Here is an 18,132-nt window from a genome sequence, read left to right as displayed (position 1 = left end):
AATCGTACGGAGGCGAACCGGGCATGGCGCCGCCTTCGGCGCCGATGCGCGCGAGCAACCGCCGGTTCCCTATAGCGCGATGACCGAGTGGCCGCACGGCTGGCCGGCCGGTTCTCCGAGCATCGCTTTCAGATCGCGCTCGATCGTGCCGCACAGCGTCGAAATGGGAACGTCGTTCGCGCCGCCTTCGAACGGATTCTCGGTGCCTTCGCCGACCTGATCGAGCGACGTATACATCCACGACACCGCGACGCTGCATGGCACCACCAGCCATACCATGTTGCCGTGCATGAAGCCGGTCACGCCATCGTTGAGCCGGTTGAATTCGTTCAGAAGACCGAACGGAAGGGACAGGCAGAAGAACCGGACGAACAGCGAGCTGACGGTCGCGTACTGTCGCGGATACGGGAAGTTCTTGAAACGCTCCGATCTCGACTGGAGCGCGATGAAATCCCCGATCGTCTTGTGAAGCTCCATGTAGAAGCTCGTATTCAGCTGACCGGCCGCGTGAAGTGTCTTGAGCGCACTGCATTGCAGGTTCAGCACGCATGTCGAAATGGACGCGGAAGAGAGCGCCTGTGCCGTTTCTGACGGCGACAGGTAGTTCGGCAACACGTCCGCGATGTCCTGTTCCCACTCCGGCACGCGATAGAACCGGCGGTATTCCGCGTTGTAGCGTTTGCTCGTGCTTTCCCAGACCCGCGGGCGACGCAGGTCGTATCGCAGCGCGGTCAGCCATCCGAGGTGCCGATCGATCAGCGTGCGGGAAATCGCTTCGTCGCCGGCAAAATCGCGCGCGAGCTGCCCCCAGCGACGGCTCTTGCTCACGATTTCGGTCCAGATATCCAGCGCGTCCGTTGCGCGGTTGTACGTCTGCACGTTCTTGAAGCCGACGATGAACGACGTCGCGGTGCCGAGCAGAACCACGATCGTCAGCGGGATCGACAACCATGTGACGCACAGGAACTTGTACAGAATGACCGGCACAGTCCCGAACACGAAAAGCTCGTAGATGTTCCAGCGAGTCCAGATCAGGAACTCCGACAGCTTGTACGATTTTCCGAGATGCATTTCATTTGCCTCATCGAGGACTCAGCGTGCCCCGAAGGCACGGCGCAGCGGCCACGCGCGAGGGAGCAGCAACGAAGGTCTTCAGCGGACAGATGCCGCTACCGCCCGACGGGCGTCGCGTCAGTCGACGACGGTCACGATATTGACGGTGCCTTGTCTGGCCATCTTGGCATACGGGCACAGGCGCTCCGCGGCTCGAACCAGTTCTTCCGCGATGCTTCGATCCACGCCGGGCATCCGCACCTGGACGTCGATGAGCAATGCATGGCCGCCGTCCATCGGATCGCGGCCGAACGACACCCGCACTTCCACGACCGTATCGGCGGGTTCGATGTCGGCGCGTTGCGTGAGCAGGTTCAGCGCACCGTGAAAGCACGCGGCGAAGCCCGCCGCGAACAATTGCTCGGGGTTGGTGCCGTTGCCGGGCCCGCCGAACTCGGCGGGCAGGCGCAGATCGACGGCGAGGTTCCCGTCGTCCGAGCGCACGACGCCGGAGGCGCGGCCGTGTCCGGTCTCGCCACCGGATACTGTCACGCTCGTCGTATAGAGCGGCTGGAATTCCCGGCCCCGATACCTGTCGAGGAGGGAAAGCGGAGGGGCCTGCAGCTTGTTGTCATTCATCAGAATTTGCTCCGAGAAACCCCGCCATCGATGGCGGGAAGGAAAGGCGTGCTGTTGACAGGCAGCTTCTTCCACGGGTTAGGATCACCGGCATGATCCTTGTCTACCGCTACCGCGTGAAGTCGCTCAACGGACTGCTCAACAAGCAGAGCCGTGCGGTGAACTACGTCTGGAACTTCTGCAACGACACGCAGAAGCACGCGCTCAAGTGGAGCAAGAAGTGGCCGACGGGATTCGATCTGAACGTGTTGACCACCGGCAGCAGCAAGGCGCTCGGCATCCACTCCGGCACGATCAACGCGACGTGCGAGCAATACGCGAAGTCGCGCAGTCAGCACCGTCGGCCCTACCTGCGCTATCGCGGCAGGAAATCGCTGGGCTGGGTGCCGCTGAAGGGGCGTGACCTGAAGCGCGAAGGCGACGCGTTTCGCTTCGCTGGCAACACGTTTCGCGTGTTCAACAGCCGGGCGCTTCCAGAAGGCAAGATCAAGGATGGGACCAACTTTGCGCAGGATGCACGCCGCAACTGGTTTCTCAACATCGTGATCGAGATGCCCGATATGCAGGCCCGCCCGGTCCGTTCCGGTGTTGGCATCGATCTCGGCCTGAAAGACTTCGCCACACTTTCGACCGGCGAGAAGCTGCCCAACGACCGATTCGGCCGACGCGCGGCGGAGAAACTGGCGAAAGCGCAACGGGCGCGCAAGCACAAGCGACATATCGCGAAGCTGCACGCCAAGGTCGCGAATGCCCGCGCCGATTTTCAGCACAAGCTCGCGCTCGATCTGGTGCGGCGTTTCGATTACATCGCGGTCGGCAACGTGTCGGCCGCGAAGCTCGCCAGAACCAGGATGGCGAAGAGCGTCTACGACGCGTCCTGGTCGTCCTTCCGAAACAAGCTCCGTTACAAGGCGATGGCGCACGGGGCCAGGTTCGAGGAAGTCGACGAAAGCGGTTCTACCCAGTCCTGTTCGTCGTGCGGATCGAGAGACAGCACGACGCGGCCGAAAGGTATCGCGGGACTGCGAATGAGAGAGTGGGCCTGTAGTGAATGTGGTGTCGAGCATGATCGAGATACCAACGCTGCGCTGAACATTCTCCGATGCGGACGTGCATCGCCAGGTGTGGGAATCACCTACCTTTAGGCGGGTGAGGACGTCAAGATGCGTGCTCGAGTTCAGCGACGCTTCGATCCCCGTCGTTCATTTGTCGAAGCGTGTTGCGAAAGGGGGCTGCATTGCCCGGGCAGATGGCGTCTTCACGAACAGGTGGAGCGAACGATCGTATGCGGAGCGCGGCGATCTTCCGGTGCAGCCCGAATCCGGGTTCGTCCACGGAGAAGGACGCCTCCATGCTAGCGGAGCGCACCGGGCGACGGTATGGCCGCGGCGGGCGATTCAATGTTTCCCGTCGGACACCAATCGGGCCGCTGACGCGCGACCCCGCTGCCCGTCAGCGGTCGAGACAGGCGCGCAGCGTGTTTGCGTGACGTTGCGCTTCGTCCGCGTCGACGATGTTCGCGAACCCGATGACGAGGCCGCGCGGCGTTTGCGGCGTGTGGCTATTTGTATACCAGATCGACAGCGGCACGACCGCGAGCCCGGCCTCGCGCGCGCGTGCGGCGACGGCGACGTCGTCGACCGGCCCATCGGGCCCGTCGGTGAATCGCACCGCGAACTGGATGCCGCCCACCGGCAATTCGACGATCAGCCGCTCGCCGAACGCCTGACGCAATGCGTGCACGATCAGCATGCGGCGCTCGCCGTACAGCGCGCGCATGCGCTTGAGATGCCGGGCAAAGTGCCCCTGTTCGATGAAATCGGCCAGCGCCGCCTGCAGCAGCGGCGGCGAACCGGCATTCATGCTGCACGCCACGCGTTCGACGCGCTCCACGGCGCGCTCCGGCACGACCGCGTAGGCAAGCCGCAAACCGGGGTACATCGCCTTGCTGAAGGTACTGCAATAGATCACGCGATCGCGCCGGTCGAGACTCTTCAACGCGGGCAGCGGGCGGCCGAGATAGCGAAACTCGCTGTCGTAGTCGTCCTCGACGATCCACCCTGACATTTTTTCGGCCCAGTCGAGCAGCGCGATCCGGCGGGACAGCGACAGCGTATGCCCGAGCGGGCTCTGATGCGACGGCGTCACCAGCGCGAAGCGTGCCTGCGCGTCCAGCTGCATGCCGCGCTCGACGTCGATCCCATCGGCGTCCACCGGCACGGGGACGAGTTGTATGCCGGTCTCGGACAGGAACCCGCGCGCGAGCAGATAGCCGGGATCCTCGAACCACACGCGCTCGTCCGCCCGTGCGAGGCTGCGCAGCACGAGTTCGAGCGTCGCGCGGTAGCCGCCGGTGACGAACACCTGTTCCGGCACGCAGGTGACGCCGCGCGACAGCGTCAGATAGGTCGCGATGTGTTCGCGCAGCGGCCGGTAACCGGCCGGATTCGGGTAGGCCAGCAGTGCGCGTTCGCTGCTGCGCGCGCGCTGCGACACGAGCCGGTGCCAGACCTTGCGCGGAAACGCGTCGAGCGCGGGGAGCCCCGGTTGCAGCGGGCGCGGCTCGCCGCTCAGCGCGACGGCGATCGGCTGCGGGCGCCGTGGCGGCGGAGTGTCGTTCGGTGCGACCGACGCACGCTGCGGGTCGGCATGGTCGGCGCGCGCGGGCGGCGGCTGCGTCAGCGAGGCCGGCAGCGACGGCGCGACGAACGTGCCCGCCGCGCCGCGCATCTGCAGATAGCCCTCGTCGACCAGGATCGTGTACGCCTGTTCAACCGTGCCGCGCGCGGTGTTGAGTTGCGTCGCCAGGCCGCGCAGCGCGGGCACGCGATCGCCGGGACGCAGATGACCGGCGGCGATCGCGGCCTTGAACCGCTCGCAAATCTGCAGATAGACCGGCAACTGGTGGTGCCGGTCGATTTCGATGGCAAGCGGGGGTGTCGGCGCAGACATCACGGTCTCTCGGGTAGCGTGAACAGGACAGGAACAGACGCGGTATGGACCAGTCCGATCGACGATTCTTGGCACTTATGAGATAGGACATGATTCTTCCACAATTGCGGCACGTGATGCGAGGTTACGGCCGCCTTTCAGCGGATCCGGCGCCGTCGCGTCCCTCTAGCAGTCCAATGCAATCCATTCGTCAGGAGATTTTGCGATGAAGATCGTTGTCATCGGTGGTTCGGGCCTGATCGGCTCGCGTGTCGTCACGCTGCTCGGCGAAGCCGGCCACCAGGTGCTGGCCGCGTCGCCGAGTACCGGCGTCAATATCATCACGGGCGAAGGCCTGGCCGACGCGTTGACCGGCGCGGACGTCGTCGTGGACGTGGCGAATGCGCCGTCGTGGGAGCCGCAGGCGGTGCTGGACTTCTTCCGCACGTCGGCACGCAATGTCGGCAAGGCGGAAGTGGCTGCAGGCGTGCGCCATCACGTCGCGCTGTCGATCGTCGGCTGCGACCGCATGCCGGAGAACGGTTACTTCGCGGCGAAGGTCGCGCAGGAACAGGCGATCGAAGCGGCGGGCGTTCCGTACACCATCGTTCGCGCGACGCAATTCATGGAATTCATCGGCGGCATCGCGGATGCCGGCGCGGAAGACGGCACGGTCCGCATCGGCGACGGGCTGTTTCAGCCGATCGCCGCGGAAGACGTGTCGGCATTCGTCGCACAGACCGCGCTCGCCGCGCCGCAGAACGGCACGATCGAGATCGCGGGCCCGGATCGCGCGCCGTTCGCGGAGATCGTCGCACGCTATCTGAAGTCGGTCGGCGACACGCGCGCGGTGGTGACCGATCGCGACGCCCGCTACTACGGCGGCCGCGTCGAGGAAAAATCGCTGGTGCCGCTCGGGGCCGCGCGGCTCGGCCGCATCGGTCTCGAGCCGTGGCTCGCCGCGCGCTGAGTCGCGTTCGCACACGCGGCGGTTCGCCGACGCCCGCCGACGGCGGGCAACCGGAATGATCGGCATCTCTTGGGGGCAGCGCAAATGAATCATTCGGAACCATCGGAGCACGGCGTGCGTCGCGACCTGACCGGTCGCGCCGATGCGCTGTCCGCGAGCTTTGGTGCCAGCTATGCAGGCATCCTTGCCTTCGTTGCCGTGGCGAGCGAAGGGAGCTTCACCAAGGCCGCCGAACGGCTCGGCGTCGGACGGCCGGCCGTGAGCCGCAACGTGCAGAAGCTCGAGGCGCAGTTGAGCACGCGGCTGTTCCAGCGCACCACCCGCACGACCGAACTGACGTGCGAAGGCCGGCGATTCTACGAGAACTGCCATCAGGGCGTGGCACAGATCGTGGAAGCCATGAACGACATGCTGGAGTTGCGGCAGGGGCCGCCGCGCGGCCTCATCCGCATCAGCTCGGCCGTGGGGTTCGGCCGGAAGATCGTCGCGCCGCTGCTGGAAAAGTTCGCGCAGGCCTACCCGGACATCATCATCGATCTGCTGCTCGACGACCGGCCGATCGACCTGGTGTCGGAGCGGATCGACGTGTCGTTTCGCAACGGGCGCATCGAGGATTCGAGCATCATCGCGCGGCAACTGATTCCGATGCAGATGGCGCTCTGCGCGGCGCCGTCGTACGTCGCGCGGCATGGCCTCCCGCAGCGCATCGAAGATCTCGACCGGCATGAATGCATCAATTTCCGCTTCGCGAGCGGTCGCGTGTTCGAATGGGAGTTCAATGTCGACGGCCGTATGCAAAAGTACCTGCCGACGTCGCGCCTCACGTTCAACGACGCGGATCTGGTGTTGCGCTCGGTGCTGAACGGAGCGGGCATCGCGCAGATGGCGGGCTATCAGATTCGCGACCATCTCGCGTCGAAGGAGCTCGTCGTCGCACTGGCGAAGCATGTGCCGGAGGATCGCGGCCACTACATCTGCTATCTGAGCCGGCAGCATCTGCCGACGCGCATCCGGATCTTCGTCGACTTCATGACCGAGCAGATTCGCGCGCTCGATCTCAATTGCATGACCCGGTTCAATCCTGACATGCAGGCGGTTCCGTCGGCGGGGCTGGCGGCTTGAGGCATGCGTGACGGACGGGCGGCCGTTCGCATCGCAGTGCGGGAAGACGGGCGTGCGTTGCTCGTTTCGGATGCTCCGGGGCTGGATCGGATAGCCTTGCCGGCATGGGCTCACGTCACGGGCGCGATTCAAACTTAAACGAATTGTGACCCCTGCCGCCGGCAAAATTTTGCACAATGGCGACAGCGCGGCGTTGTTGCCGCCATTCGCCTTCCCCGGCAGGCCGGCCTGCCGGCCCGGAGAGGGCGCCGGAAAGAACCTTCGCACCAACCGTGAGCCCCCGACCGACGTGCCGCCGCCGACCGCCATGGACCACCCCAAACGCATCCTCATCGTCGAAGACGACGCCGACATCGCCGACGTGCTGAGCCTGCACCTGCGCGACGAGCGCTACGAAGTCGTGCACAGCGCGGACGGCACGGAAGGCCTGCGCCTGCTCGAACAGGGCAACTGGGACGCGCTGATCCTCGACCTGATGCTGCCCGGCGTCGACGGCCTGGAAATCTGCCGGCGCGCCCGCGCGATGGCGCGCTACACGCCGATCATCATCACCAGCGCGCGCTCGAGCGAGGTCCACCGGATCCTCGGCCTCGAGCTCGGCGCCGACGACTATCTGGCGAAACCGTTCTCGGTGCTGGAACTCGTCGCGCGGGTCAAGGCGCTGCTGCGGCGCGTCGACGCGCTCGCGCGCGATTCGCGGATCGACGCCGGTACGCTCGACGTCGCCGGGCTGTCGATCGACCCGATCGCGCGGGAAGCGAGCGTCGACGGCACGCGCATCGACCTCACGCCGCGCGAATTCGACCTGCTGTATTTCTTCGCGCGGCATCCGGGCAAGGTGTTCTCGCGGATGGACCTGCTGAACGCGGTGTGGGGCTACCAGCACGAAGGCTACGAACACACGGTGAACACCCACATCAACCGGCTGCGCGCGAAGGTCGAGGCCGATCCGGCCGAGCCCGTGCGGATCCTCACCGTGTGGGGACGCGGCTACAAGCTCGCCGCGCCGGACCAGCGAGACGCATGATGAAACTCACCCTCACCCAGCGGCTGTCGTGCGTGTTCGCGGTGCTGCTGCTCGCGTGCTCGGGCGCGTCGGCGTGGCTGCAGATCCGTGCGAACGACATGCGCGAGAAGGAAGTGGTGCAGGGCCTGTCGCGCGATCTCGCCGCGCACATCGCGAGCAGCACGCCGCTGATGGACGCGAACGGGCTGCGCCCGGACGCCGTGCGCACGCTGTTCGGCCAGCTGATGGGCGTGAACCCGAGCGTCGAGGTGTACCTGCTCGACAACGCGGGGCGCATCGAAGGCGACGACGCGCCGCCGGGCCACGTGAAGCGCGAGCGCGTCGATCTCGCGCCGGTGCAGCGCTTCATCGCGGGCGACCCGCTGCCGATCCTCGGCGACGACCCGCGCAGCCCCGACGCGCGCAAGGTATTCAGCGCCGCGCCGCTGCAGCGCCCGGGACAGCCGCCGTCCGGCTACATCTACGTGGTGCTGCTCGGCGAAGCGCACGACCGGCTGGTCGCGCGCGTCGACGCCGGCAACGTGCTGCGCACGACGCTGTGGTCGATGGCGGTCGTCGCGCTGCTCGGCCTGCTCGCGGGCCTGACCGCGTTCAGCTTCATCACGCGCCCGCTGCGCCGGCTGACCGACGCGATGCGCCGCTTCGACGCGAACGGCGCGCCCGAAACGCAGCCGGCGGTGCCGCGCTCGCCGCCGGGGGCGCGCGGCGACGACATCGCGGTGCTCGAATCCGCGTTCGCGCAGATGGCCGACCGGATCGGCGAACAGTGGCGCGCGCTGACGCGCCAGGACCAGCAGCGGCGCGAACTGATCACGAACATCTCGCACGACCTGCGCACGCCGCTGACGTCGCTGCACGGCTATCTGGAGACGCTGTCGCTGAAGTCCGACACGCTCGCCGAGACCGAGCGCCGCCGCTACCTGTCGATCGCGCTCGCGCAGAGCACGAAGGTCGGCCGGCTCGCGCAGGCGCTGTTCGAACTCGCGCGGCTCGAATCGGGCGGCGTGCAGGCCGAGCGCGAGCCGTTCTCGCTCGTCGATCTCGTGCAGGACGTGTTCCAGAAGTTCGAGCTGGCCGCGCAGTCGCGCGGCATCGCGCTGCATGCGCGGATCCCGCCGCGCGTGCCGGTCGTCTCGGCCGATCTCGGGATGATCGAGCGCGTGCTGACCAACCTGCTCGACAACGCATTGCGGCACACGCCGCAACACGGCGAAGTCGAAGTGGCGCTGACGCCGCAGGACGATCGCGTGGTGGTGACCGTGTCGGATACCGGAGAAGGGATTCCGCAGGCGCGGCGCGAAGGATTGTTTCAGCGGCCGCAGCGGCCGATGAGCGGCGGCGCGGCGACGAGCGGCGGGCTCGGGCTGCTGATCGTGCACCGGATGCTGGTGCTCAACGGCAGCGGGATCCGGCTCGTCGATCGGGACGGACGCGGCGCGGTGTTCGAGTTCGCGCTGCCGGTCGCGCATCCGGCGCCGGGCGAAACGCGTTGAAATCCGGCGGCGATCTGCCCGCGCGTTTACCGGCCGCGCTTGCGCCGCACGTCGCTCGGCGTCGTGCCGGTCCAGCGCTTGAACGCGTGGCGGAACCCGACCGCATCGCTGAAGCCGAGCGTGAGCGCGATGTCCTCGGTGCTGAGCGTCGTGGTGCTCAGGTAGTCGATCGCGAGCGCCTTGCGCACGCTCGTCAGCAGCTCGCTGTACGACGTGCCTTCGGCGTCGAGCTTGCGGCGCAGCGTGCGCGACGTCATGCACAGCGTGTCGGCGATCGCGTCGATGTCCGGGAACTGCCCGGGCGTGCGCGTGAGTTCCTGGTACACGCGGCGCGTGACGCCGGCCTGACTGCGCAGTTCGTCGAGCAGGCGCGCGCAGTGCGACGACACCTGCGCGGCGGTGGTCGGGTTCGCGAGCTGCGGCGCGCGGGCGAGCCACGCGGCCGGGTAGCTCAACACATGGTGCGGCTGGTCGAACGCGATCGGGCATTCGAGCGCGTCGGCGAGCTGCGCCGCGTGCGCCGGCTCCGGCTGCGCGAACTGCGCGCGGGCCGGCACGCACCACGCACCCATCACGTCCTTGATGACCGTCACGTGCAGCGCGAACTGCATGTCGATCAGGAAGCGGTACAGCGGCAGGTCGGGCTCGGGCAGCGCGGCTTCGTGCGGATCCGGGAACAGCCACGACGCGGTGTCGCCCTGTTCGACCCAGCGGATCGCGAGCATCCCGTTCGCGAGTTGGTGATATTTGACGGCCGAATCGAACGCATGCGCGAGCGATTCCGAGCACAGCATCGCGTAACCGTACATCCCGTAGCTCGACGCATGCAGCCGGCGGCCGACGCGCACGCCGAGATCGGTGCCGTCGTAGCGGCCGAGCGCATTGCGCGCGGCGCTCAGGAACTGCCGCGACGACGTGAGCGTGAACGGATCGGTGACGGCGTCCGGCGACAGGCCGGTGCCGTCCAGCACCGCGGCCGGATCGAGGCCGAGTTCCCGGGCGACGCCGACGAGCACGGCCAGCTTGGCCGGCGAGAAGCGCTTCTCGCGCGACACGTGGGCGGGCGGGGCGTCGGGCAGCGACGCGGGGCCAGTGGCCGTCGGTTTCAAGAGCGCGCTGCGCGGCATGGCGGGTTCTACGTCCGATTCGATATCGTTCCGGTGCGCGATTCTGCGCCGGAACGCGCGGCGGCGCCATAGGGTTCACCCTGATGCGCAGCGGTATGCACGGACGGACACGGCATGACCGATGCACGGGCGGAAGCGGCGACAGGCGGGCCGCCGCACGCCCGCGTGTCCGTTTCGATCATCTTTTCGACCGCCCGGATCATTTTCAAAGCCGCGATGGCGGGCGATAGTCGCCGGTCAGGCGGCGGCTTTTGACCATACGGTGCGCGGGCCGCTGTGCGAACGGCGCTGCCCGGCGCCGTCCCCCGAGGAGCAGGACATGACGAAGAGACACTGGATCGGCTCGTACGGCTCGATCCCCGCCGAGATCGATGCCGATCGCCATCCTTCCGTAACCGCGCTGCTGGACGACGCGATGCGCCGCTTCGCGGAGCACCCCGCGTTCCGCGCGTTCGGCCGCACGCTCAGCTACGCCGACGTCGACCGCCTGTCGACCGCGCTGGCCGCGTACCTGCAGCAGGTCGCGGGCGTACGCAAGGGCGAGCGCGTGGCCGTGATGCTGCCCAACGTGCTCGCCTTTCCGGTGGTGTTCGTCGCGCTCGCGCGAATCGGCGCGATCCAGGTCAACGTGAACCCGCTCTACACCGCGCACGAGCTCGAACATCAGCTCAACGACGCGGGCGTCGAAGTGGCCGTGGTGTGCGGCGGATCGATGGGCACGTTCGCCGACGTGGTCGGCAGGACGCGCATACGAACCGTGCTGAGCGTGGGCCGCGCCGATCTCGGCGTCGTCGATGCGCCGGCCGGCGCGTGCGATGCGCTGCCGCCCGGCTCGATCGCACTCGCGCACGCGCTGGCCGCCGGCGAATCGCTCGCGCTCGAGCCGGTCGCGCTCGGCGGCGACGATCTGCTGCTGCTGCAGTACACGGGCGGCACGACCGGGCTGTCGAAGGGCGCCGCGCTGTCGCATCGCAACCTGGTCGCGAACATCGAGCAGTTCGGCGCGATCGTGCCGGATTCGCGGCGGCCGGGCGAGGAGGTCATCGTCACGGCGATCCCGCTGTATCACATCTTCGCGCTGACGGTGAACTTCCTGTCCTACTTCGCGATCGGCGCGGAGAACTGGCTCGTCGCGAATCCGCGCGACATGGACGGCTTCATCGATGTGCTGAAGGCCGCGCGGCCGACGGTGTTCGTCGGCGTCAACACGCTGTATGCGGGGCTCGTGGCCCAGCCGCGGCTGAACGAGGTCGACTGGTCGCGGCTGAAGCTGTCGGCCGGCGGCGGCGCGGCGGTGATCGACGTGATCTCGGCGCGCTGGAAGGCGGTGACGGGCAACTTCATTCGCGAAGGGTACGGGCTGTCGGAGACGTCGCCGGTGGTCACGTTCAACCCGCAGTCGATCGACGCGTTCACGGGCACGACGGGCCTGCCGCTGCCGTCGACCGACGTGAAGCTGCTGGACGACCAGGATCGCGAGGTCGCGATCGGCGAGGCGGGCGAGATCTGCGTGAAGGGGCCGCAGGTGATGGGCGGCTACTGGCGCAAGCCGGACGCGAACGCGGCCGCATTCACCGCGGACGGCTACTTCCGCACCGGCGACATCGGCGTGTTCGATGCGGCCGGCTTCCTGAAGATCGTCGACCGCAAGAAGGACATGATCATCGTGTCGGGCTTCAACGTGTATCCGAACGAGGTGGAAGCGGTGGCGACCGCGTTGCCGGGCGTCGCCGAATGCGCGTGCATCGGCGTGCCGGACGAGCGCACCGGCGAGGCCGTCAAGCTGTTCGTGGTGCCCGCGTCGGACGCGGCCTTGACCGACGCGCAGATCGTCGCGCATTGCCGCGCGAACCTCGCCGCGTACAAGGTGCCGAAGCTGATCCGCCTGATCGACCGGCTGCCGAAGTCGCCGGTCGGCAAGATCCTGCGCCGGGAACTCAGCCGCGCGGACTGATGGCGCCGACGCGCCGCGGCCGACATGCGGGCCGGCGTACCGGCGTGCCGGCGCAAGCCCCGAGAGTCCGGTCCGGGCCGCTCAAGTACAATGCGGGCGGTTCGACCGACGGGGACGCGATGACCGGTTCAGACTCACCTTCCGCCCAGCCAGGGCGTGCGCTGCCGTCGCCGAGCGCGACGGTGCCGATCTCGCTCGTCAACGGTTTTCTGGCGAGCGCGGGCGCGCAGCGCGACGTGGTCGAGCGCTACCTGCGCGGGGCCGGCATCCCGCTCGAGCTGCTCGGCGAGCCGCATGCGCGCGTGACGGAAGAGCAGTTCTCGACGCTGTACCGCACGCTCGCGATCGACCTCGACGACGAGATGCCGGGCATCTTCTCGCGCCCGTTGCGCGGCGGCACGCTGAAGTACCTGTGCCTGAGCCTGCTCGATGCGCGCAACCTCGAAACGGCGCTGCATCGTTTCGGCCAGTTCTTCCATATCCTGCTCGACGACTTCTTCGTCGAATCGAAGCGCGACGGCCTGGTCGCGCAGGTGCTGCTGCGACCGAACCCGGCCATCGGCCCGATCGGCGCGCTCGGCCAGGAGCTGATGCTCAAGCTCGTGCACGGCGTATGTTCGTGGTTGATCGGGCAGAAGATCCCGCTGCTGCGGATCGAGCTCGCGTGTCCGCGGCCGCGCCATGCGGTCGAACACCTGTACTTCTTCTCCGGCTCCGTGCAGTTCGACTGCGAACGCACGCTGATGCGCTTCAGCGCCAACTACCTCGACGCGCCGATCCGGCAGAGCAAGCGCAACCTGCGCAAGTTCCTCGCGCGCGCGCCGGGCGACTGGATCTTCGAATCGTTCAGCGAACAGCTCGTGTGCCATCGCGTGCGGCAATACCTGTCGGCGGCGCTGCCCGACCTGCCGGTGATCGACGAGGCGGCCGAGCATCTGCATTGCTCGGTGCGCACGCTGAGCCGCCATCTGGCCGCCGAAGGCACGACGTTCCAGGCGCTCAAGGACGAACTGCGGCGCGACATCGCGATCCAGCGGCTCACCGACACGCTCGACACGATCGCGGCGATCGGCGCCGACATCGGCTTCGACGATCCGAGCGCGTTTCATCGCGCGTTCCGGCACTGGACGGGGAGTACGCCGGGGACTTACCGGCGGCGCGTGTAGCGCGGTTTTTTCAAACCCGCTCCCATAACCGGCATCCTTCGTGCGATCCCATGGACGGCTCCCGTTGGTGCGCGAATCATCGTGCGTCCGGCGCGCGGCAGCCGTTCATCGACGCACACCCCGCGGCCGACCGGCAGGATCTGCCGGCCCGGTGAAATCACGAAGCGGTTCCTCGCCGCAACTGTCCGGTTTCGATCAACTGCTGAAAGAAGTCGTTCATCGACTCGGCGAGCGCGCGGTAGTGAATTCCGAGTTCGTTGCGGCTGCGGCTATTGTCGGCGCGCCACGGGAGTCCGACGTTGCGGGCGACGACGCGGCGCGTCACGCCCTTGTTCACCAGCGGGCCGGTCGACCACACGAGCCATTTGGGCAGGATGCGCCGCGGGATCGGATAGTCGGCGCCATACCGTTCGAGCAGCGTCGTCGCCATCGCCGGCAGGCTCGTGTTGTGCCCCGACACGATGTAGCGGCCGTTCGCGTCCGGCAGGAACGCGGCCCGCAGGTGCGCGTCGGCGACATCGCGGACGTCGACCGCGCCCATGCCGAGATCCGGCACGCCCATTTTCATCGTGCCGTCGCCCATCTGCCGGACGATCTCGAAGCTCTCCGACGTCGCGTATGGATTGATGCCCGGCCCGATGACGAGCGACGGATTGATGGTGACGAGACGCCAGCGCTGCTGCGCGCCGGCGATCTGCCACGCTTCGCGTTCGGCCACCGTCTTCGAATACGAATATGGCTGGTGCGTGAGCGATGAACTGGTATTCCAGTTCGCCTCGGTGAACACGCCGCTCGGCACCGCGTCGAGGTCGGCGTTGTCGCCGTAGATCGCGGCGCAGCTGCTGGTCAGCACGACGCGCCGCACCGACGGCGTGCGGTTCACCGTATCGAGCACGTTGCGCGTGCCGAGCAGCGCCGGGTCGACGAGTTCTTTCTGAGGGTCACGAACCGTAATGGTGAACGGCGACGCGGTATGGAACACGGTGCCGCAACCGGCCATCGCGTCCGCATACGATCCCGGGTCGAGCAGGTCGGCGCGGAAATAGCGGATCGTGCCGGGCTGGCCGGCCGCGATGCGCTGCAGATACTTGAGCTTGTCCGGATCGTCTGGATGACGAACGGCCGCATGCACCGTCAGGCCGGCTTCGAGCAACCGTTGCACGAGCCAGCCCGCGACGTAGCCGGTTGCGCCGGTCACCATCACCGGCAGGCCGGTATCGATATTCATCATGGGTTCCGTAACGGACGATGTCGAACATGATGCCGCCTTGTTGCTGCCTGCGGAGGCGGCGCGGCGCGGGAGCGGCTGGCTGCCCGCTCCGCGCGCGAGGCCGCACTCAGGCTTTCAGTGCGCCGAAGATTTCAGTGAGCATCGACTTCGCGTCGCCGAACAACATGCGGTTGTTGTCCTTGTAGAACAGCGGATTGTCGACGCCCGCATAGCCGGACGCCATGCTGCGCTTCATCACGATCGACGTCTTCGCCTTCCACACTTCCAGCACCGGCATGCCGGCGATCGGGCTCGACGGGTCGTCCTGCGCGGCCGGGTTCACGATGTCGTTCGCGCCGATCACCATCGACACGTCGGCCTCGGGGAAGTCGCCGTTGATCTCGTCCATTTCGAGCACGATGTCGTACGGCACCTTCGCTTCGGCCAGCAGCACGTTCATGTGTCCGGGCATACGGCCCGCGACCGGGTGAATCGCGAAACGCACGTCGACACCCTTTTCGCGCAGCAGCTTCGTCAGTTCGAACACCGTGTGCTGGGCTTGCGCGACGGCCATCCCGTAGCCCGGCACGATGATCACGCGTTTCGCTTCGCGCAGCAGCTCGGCCGTTTCCATCGCGCTCACCGCGACCGCCTCGCCGGCCGGCTGCGCCGCGCCGCCGGCTGCCGCCGGTGCGCCCGCGCCGCTGCCGAAGCCGCCTGCGATCACGCTGATGAAGTTGCGGTTCATCGCGCGGCACATGATGTACGACAGGATCGCACCGGACGAGCCCACCAATGCGCCGATCACGATCAGCAGGTCGTTGCCGAGCATGAAGCCGGTGGCTGCCGCCGCCCACCCCGAGTAGCTGTTGAGCATCGACACCACGACCGGCATGTCCGCGCCGCCGATCGCCATCACCATGTGCACGCCGAACAGCAGCGACAGCACCGTCATCACGAGGAGCGGCAGCATGCCGTCCTGGATGGTTTCCGCATGCAGGAACGCGCGGCCGTAGTAGATCACGATCAGCAGCGCGGCCAGGTTCAGCCAGTGCCGTGCCGGCAGCAGCAGCGGCTTGCCGCCGATCTTGCCGGACAGCTTGCCGAACGCGATGATCGAGCCCGCGAAGGTGACCGCGCCGATCAGGATGCCGACGTAGATCTCCACTTCGTGGATCGCCTTCTCGGCGCCGGTGAGCTGCAGCGACGTATCGATATAGCTCGCGAAACCGACCAGACAGGCCGCGAGACCGACCAGGCTGTGCATCAGCGCGACCAGTTCCGGCATCTGCGTCATCTGCACCTTCTTCGCGGCGTACAGGCCGACGGCGCCGCCGACGACCAGCGCGGCGATCACGTACGGAATGCCCGCGGCCGACACGCGCGGGCCGGCTACGGTGGCCAGCACGGCGATCAGCATGCCGATCATGCCGAGCAGGTTGCCGCGGCGCGCGGTCTCGGGATTGGCCAGCCCGCCGAGGCTGAGGATGAACAGGATCGCGGCGCCGATATAGGAGACGGTAGTCAGGTTGGAAGTCATTGTTGTCGTCCCCTTATTTGCGGAACATCGCCAGCATGCGACGCGTCACCGCGAAGCCGCCGAACATGTTGACGGCCGTGAGCGTCAGCGCGCCCACCGCGAGACCGAGGATCAGCCCGGACGGACGGTCGCCGGCATTGGCCAGCTCGCCCAGCGGCGGCGCGACCTGCACGAGCGCGCCGATCGCGATGATCGACGAGATCGCGTTGGTCACGCTCATCAGCGGCGTGTGCAGCGACGGCGTGACGTTCCAGATCACCATGTAGCCGACGAAGCACGCGAGCACGAACACCGTGAAGTGCGACAGGAAGCTGGCCGGCGCGAACTGGCCGACCAGCAGGAACGCCAGTGCGCCGAGCGCGAACACGATCGCGAGCGCCTTGGCCGACATCGGCTCGCCGCTGTGACCGTGGCCCTTGGACTTCGCCGGTGCGGCCGCGGCGGGTGCGGCCGCCGGGGGCTTCGGTGCGACGACCGCCTGCTTGATCGGCGGCGGCGGCCACGTGATGTTGCCTTCCTTGATGACGGTGAGGCCGCGGATCGCGTCGTCGTCGAAGTCGACGTTGATTGTGCCGTCCTTGCCCTTGCACAGCTCCTCGATCACGCGCAGCAGGTTGGTGCCGTACAGCGTGGACGCCTGCCGCGACAGGCGCGACGCGAGATCCGTATAGCCGACGATGGTCACGCCATGGCGCACGACCGCCTCGCCGGGCACCGTGAGTTCGCAGTTGCCGCCCTGTTCGGCGGCCATGTCGACGATCACGCTGCCGGGCTTCATCGACTGCACCATCTCGGCGGTGATCAGCTTCGGCGCCGGCTTGCCGGGGATCAGCGCGGTCGTGATGATGATGTCGGCGTCCTTGGCCTGCTGCGCATACATCGCGCGCTGCGCCTGCTGGAAGCCTTCGCTCATCACCTTCGCGTAACCGCCGCCGCCCGAGCCTTCCTCTTCGTAGTCGACCTTGACGAACTCGCCGCCCAGCGACTTGACCTGATCGGCCACCTCGGCGCGCGTGTCGTTCGCGCGCACGATCGCGCCGAGGCTCGCGGCCGTGCCGATCGCGGCGAGGCCCGCGACGCCGGCGCCCGCGATGAAGACCTTGGCCGGCGGGACCTTGCCGGCCGCCGTGACCTGACCGTTCAGGAAGCGGCCGAACGCATGCGCGGCCTCGATCACCGCGCGGTAGCCGCTGATGCCGGCCATCGACGTGAGCGCGTCCATCTTCTGCGCGCGCGACAGCGTGCGCGGCAGCGAATCGATCGCGAGCACCGTCGCGCGTTTCGCGGCGAGCTGCTGCATCAGTTCGGGGTTCTGCGCGGGCCACACGAAGCCGATCAGCGTGCCGCCCTCGCGCATCAGCGCGACTTCGTCGGCACTCGGCGGGCGCACCTTGAATACGATGTCGCTGCCGGACCAAAGCTCGGCCGCCGACGCGGCGATGCTCGCGCCGGCCGCGCGATACGCATCGTCGTCAAAATTCGCGCCGGCGCCGGCGCCGCTTTGCACGGCCACCGAAAACCCCAGCTTGATCAGTTTCTCGACCACTTCGGGTACGGTCGCAACGCGCCGTTCGCCGGTGGCTGTCTCCAGAGGAATCCCAATCTGTAGTGTCATAGTGTGAAAGATGGGTGATGGCCATTGCATTGCGCGCGGGCCGGTGCGTCAAGGTACCAGAATCATGTGTGTGTTTAGTGGTTCGCGCGACGGATGGCGTTTAAAAAAGAACGATCGTTCGATGTACGCAAATAGAGTATGCCTCATAACGACGGCGCGATCGGGGTGGGGCGCGTCGAGCGCGTGTTCCGTTCTACTGTTGCGTTTTATCCACGCGGGAGCGATATCGCGTCGGTCGAACGGATGTTGACCGCGTGCGCTTACTGCCGCTTTCGCGGTGGGGCG

15 protein-coding genes are annotated in these 18,132 nt (G+C 67.2%); 8 read left to right on the top strand and 7 right to left on the bottom strand.

Annotated features, from left to right (window positions below; genetic code table 11):
- Positions 1-69 precede the first annotated feature (69 nt).
- A complete protein-coding gene (locus ABIC50_RS14990; RefSeq protein WP_175699001.1) occupies positions 70-1,071 on the bottom strand; it encodes a bestrophin family protein in 1,002 nt (333 codons plus the stop codon).
- Between the two features lie 120 nt (positions 1,072-1,191).
- Positions 1,192-1,692 (bottom strand): Ohr family peroxiredoxin, encoded by a 501-nt coding sequence (locus ABIC50_RS14985; protein WP_011660687.1) that lies wholly within the window; start codon positions 1,690-1,692, stop codon positions 1,192-1,194.
- Positions 1,693-1,784: 92 nt separating this feature from the next.
- Between ABIC50_RS14985 and ABIC50_RS14980 the strand changes: the two genes are divergently transcribed.
- A complete protein-coding gene (locus ABIC50_RS14980; RefSeq protein WP_354165014.1) occupies positions 1,785-2,837 on the top strand; it encodes an RNA-guided endonuclease InsQ/TnpB family protein in 1,053 nt (350 codons plus the stop codon).
- A gap of 307 nt (positions 2,838-3,144) precedes the next feature.
- Here ABIC50_RS14980 and pdxR read toward each other — a convergent pair whose 3' ends face one another.
- Positions 3,145-4,644, bottom strand: a complete 1,500-nt coding sequence (pdxR, locus tag ABIC50_RS14975) for a MocR-like pyridoxine biosynthesis transcription factor PdxR (RefSeq protein WP_175715017.1) — start codon at positions 4,642-4,644, stop codon at positions 3,145-3,147.
- Between the two features lie 205 nt (positions 4,645-4,849).
- On the opposite strand from pdxR, the gene ABIC50_RS14970 reads away from it, so the two are divergent.
- From ABIC50_RS14970 to ABIC50_RS14955, 4 genes are all read left to right on the top strand, one after another.
- Positions 4,850-5,593, top strand: a complete 744-nt coding sequence (locus tag ABIC50_RS14970) for an SDR family oxidoreductase (protein ID WP_175664585.1) — start codon at positions 4,850-4,852, stop codon at positions 5,591-5,593.
- A gap of 84 nt (positions 5,594-5,677) precedes the next feature.
- Positions 5,678-6,715, top strand: a complete 1,038-nt coding sequence (locus tag ABIC50_RS14965) for a LysR family transcriptional regulator (RefSeq protein ID WP_011660684.1) — start codon at positions 5,678-5,680, stop codon at positions 6,713-6,715.
- Between the two features lie 307 nt (positions 6,716-7,022).
- Positions 7,023-7,742: a response regulator transcription factor gene (locus ABIC50_RS14960; RefSeq protein WP_011660683.1), complete on the top strand. Its 720-nt coding sequence runs from the start codon at positions 7,023-7,025 to the stop codon at positions 7,740-7,742.
- Positions 7,742-9,235 carry a sensor histidine kinase gene (locus ABIC50_RS14955; protein ID WP_354165011.1) on the top strand — a complete coding sequence of 498 codons (1,494 nt, stop codon included), beginning with the start codon at positions 7,742-7,744 and terminating at the stop codon, positions 9,233-9,235. Before ABIC50_RS14960 ends, ABIC50_RS14955 begins: the two co-directional genes overlap by 1 nt.
- Positions 9,236-9,261: 26 nt before the next feature.
- Here the strand turns inward: ABIC50_RS14955 and ABIC50_RS14950 are convergent, their stop codons facing one another.
- Positions 9,262-10,362 carry an AraC family transcriptional regulator gene (locus ABIC50_RS14950; RefSeq protein ID WP_354165008.1) on the bottom strand — a complete coding sequence of 367 codons (1,101 nt, stop codon included), beginning with the start codon at positions 10,360-10,362 and terminating at the stop codon, positions 9,262-9,264.
- 114 nt (positions 10,363-10,476) lie between these two features.
- On the opposite strand from ABIC50_RS14950, the gene ABIC50_RS14945 reads away from it, so the two are divergent.
- The 3 genes from ABIC50_RS14945 (at position 10,477) to ABIC50_RS14935 (ending at position 13,482) form a co-directional block, all read left to right on the top strand.
- Complete coding sequence (locus ABIC50_RS14945; RefSeq protein ID WP_164714696.1) at positions 10,477-10,617, top strand: hypothetical protein; 141 nt, start codon at positions 10,477-10,479, stop codon at positions 10,615-10,617.
- 64 nt (positions 10,618-10,681) lie between these two features.
- Positions 10,682-12,316 carry an AMP-binding protein gene (locus ABIC50_RS14940; protein WP_354165005.1) on the top strand — a complete coding sequence of 545 codons (1,635 nt, stop codon included), beginning with the start codon at positions 10,682-10,684 and terminating at the stop codon, positions 12,314-12,316.
- Positions 12,316-13,482, top strand: a complete 1,167-nt coding sequence (locus ABIC50_RS14935) for an AraC family transcriptional regulator (protein ID WP_354165002.1) — start codon at positions 12,316-12,318, stop codon at positions 13,480-13,482. Before ABIC50_RS14940 ends, ABIC50_RS14935 begins: the two co-directional genes overlap by 1 nt.
- Before the next feature lie 157 nt (positions 13,483-13,639).
- Here the strand turns inward: ABIC50_RS14935 and ABIC50_RS14930 are convergent, their stop codons facing one another.
- The 3 genes from ABIC50_RS14930 to ABIC50_RS14920 form a co-directional block, all read right to left on the bottom strand.
- Positions 13,640-14,710, bottom strand: coding sequence for an NAD-dependent epimerase/dehydratase family protein (locus ABIC50_RS14930; RefSeq protein ID WP_354164999.1), 1,071 nt, complete (start codon positions 14,708-14,710; stop codon positions 13,640-13,642).
- 109 nt (positions 14,711-14,819) lie between these two features.
- A complete protein-coding gene (gene pntB, locus ABIC50_RS14925; RefSeq protein WP_012371937.1) occupies positions 14,820-16,232 on the bottom strand; it encodes a Re/Si-specific NAD(P)(+) transhydrogenase subunit beta in 1,413 nt (470 codons plus the stop codon).
- A gap of 13 nt (positions 16,233-16,245) precedes the next feature.
- On the bottom strand, positions 16,246-17,847 hold the full coding sequence (locus ABIC50_RS14920; RefSeq protein WP_354164996.1) for a Re/Si-specific NAD(P)(+) transhydrogenase subunit alpha: 1,602 nt from the start codon (positions 17,845-17,847) through the stop codon (positions 16,246-16,248).
- Positions 17,848-18,132: the final 285 nt, after the last annotated feature.

Origin of the sequence: Burkholderia sp. 567, from assembly GCF_040545115.1 — a bacterium.
GTDB lineage: Bacteria > Pseudomonadota > Gammaproteobacteria > Burkholderiales > Burkholderiaceae > Burkholderia > Burkholderia ambifaria.
Note: the sequence above shows the minus strand (reverse complement) of the source record. Positions and strands in the feature narration are given on the sequence as shown.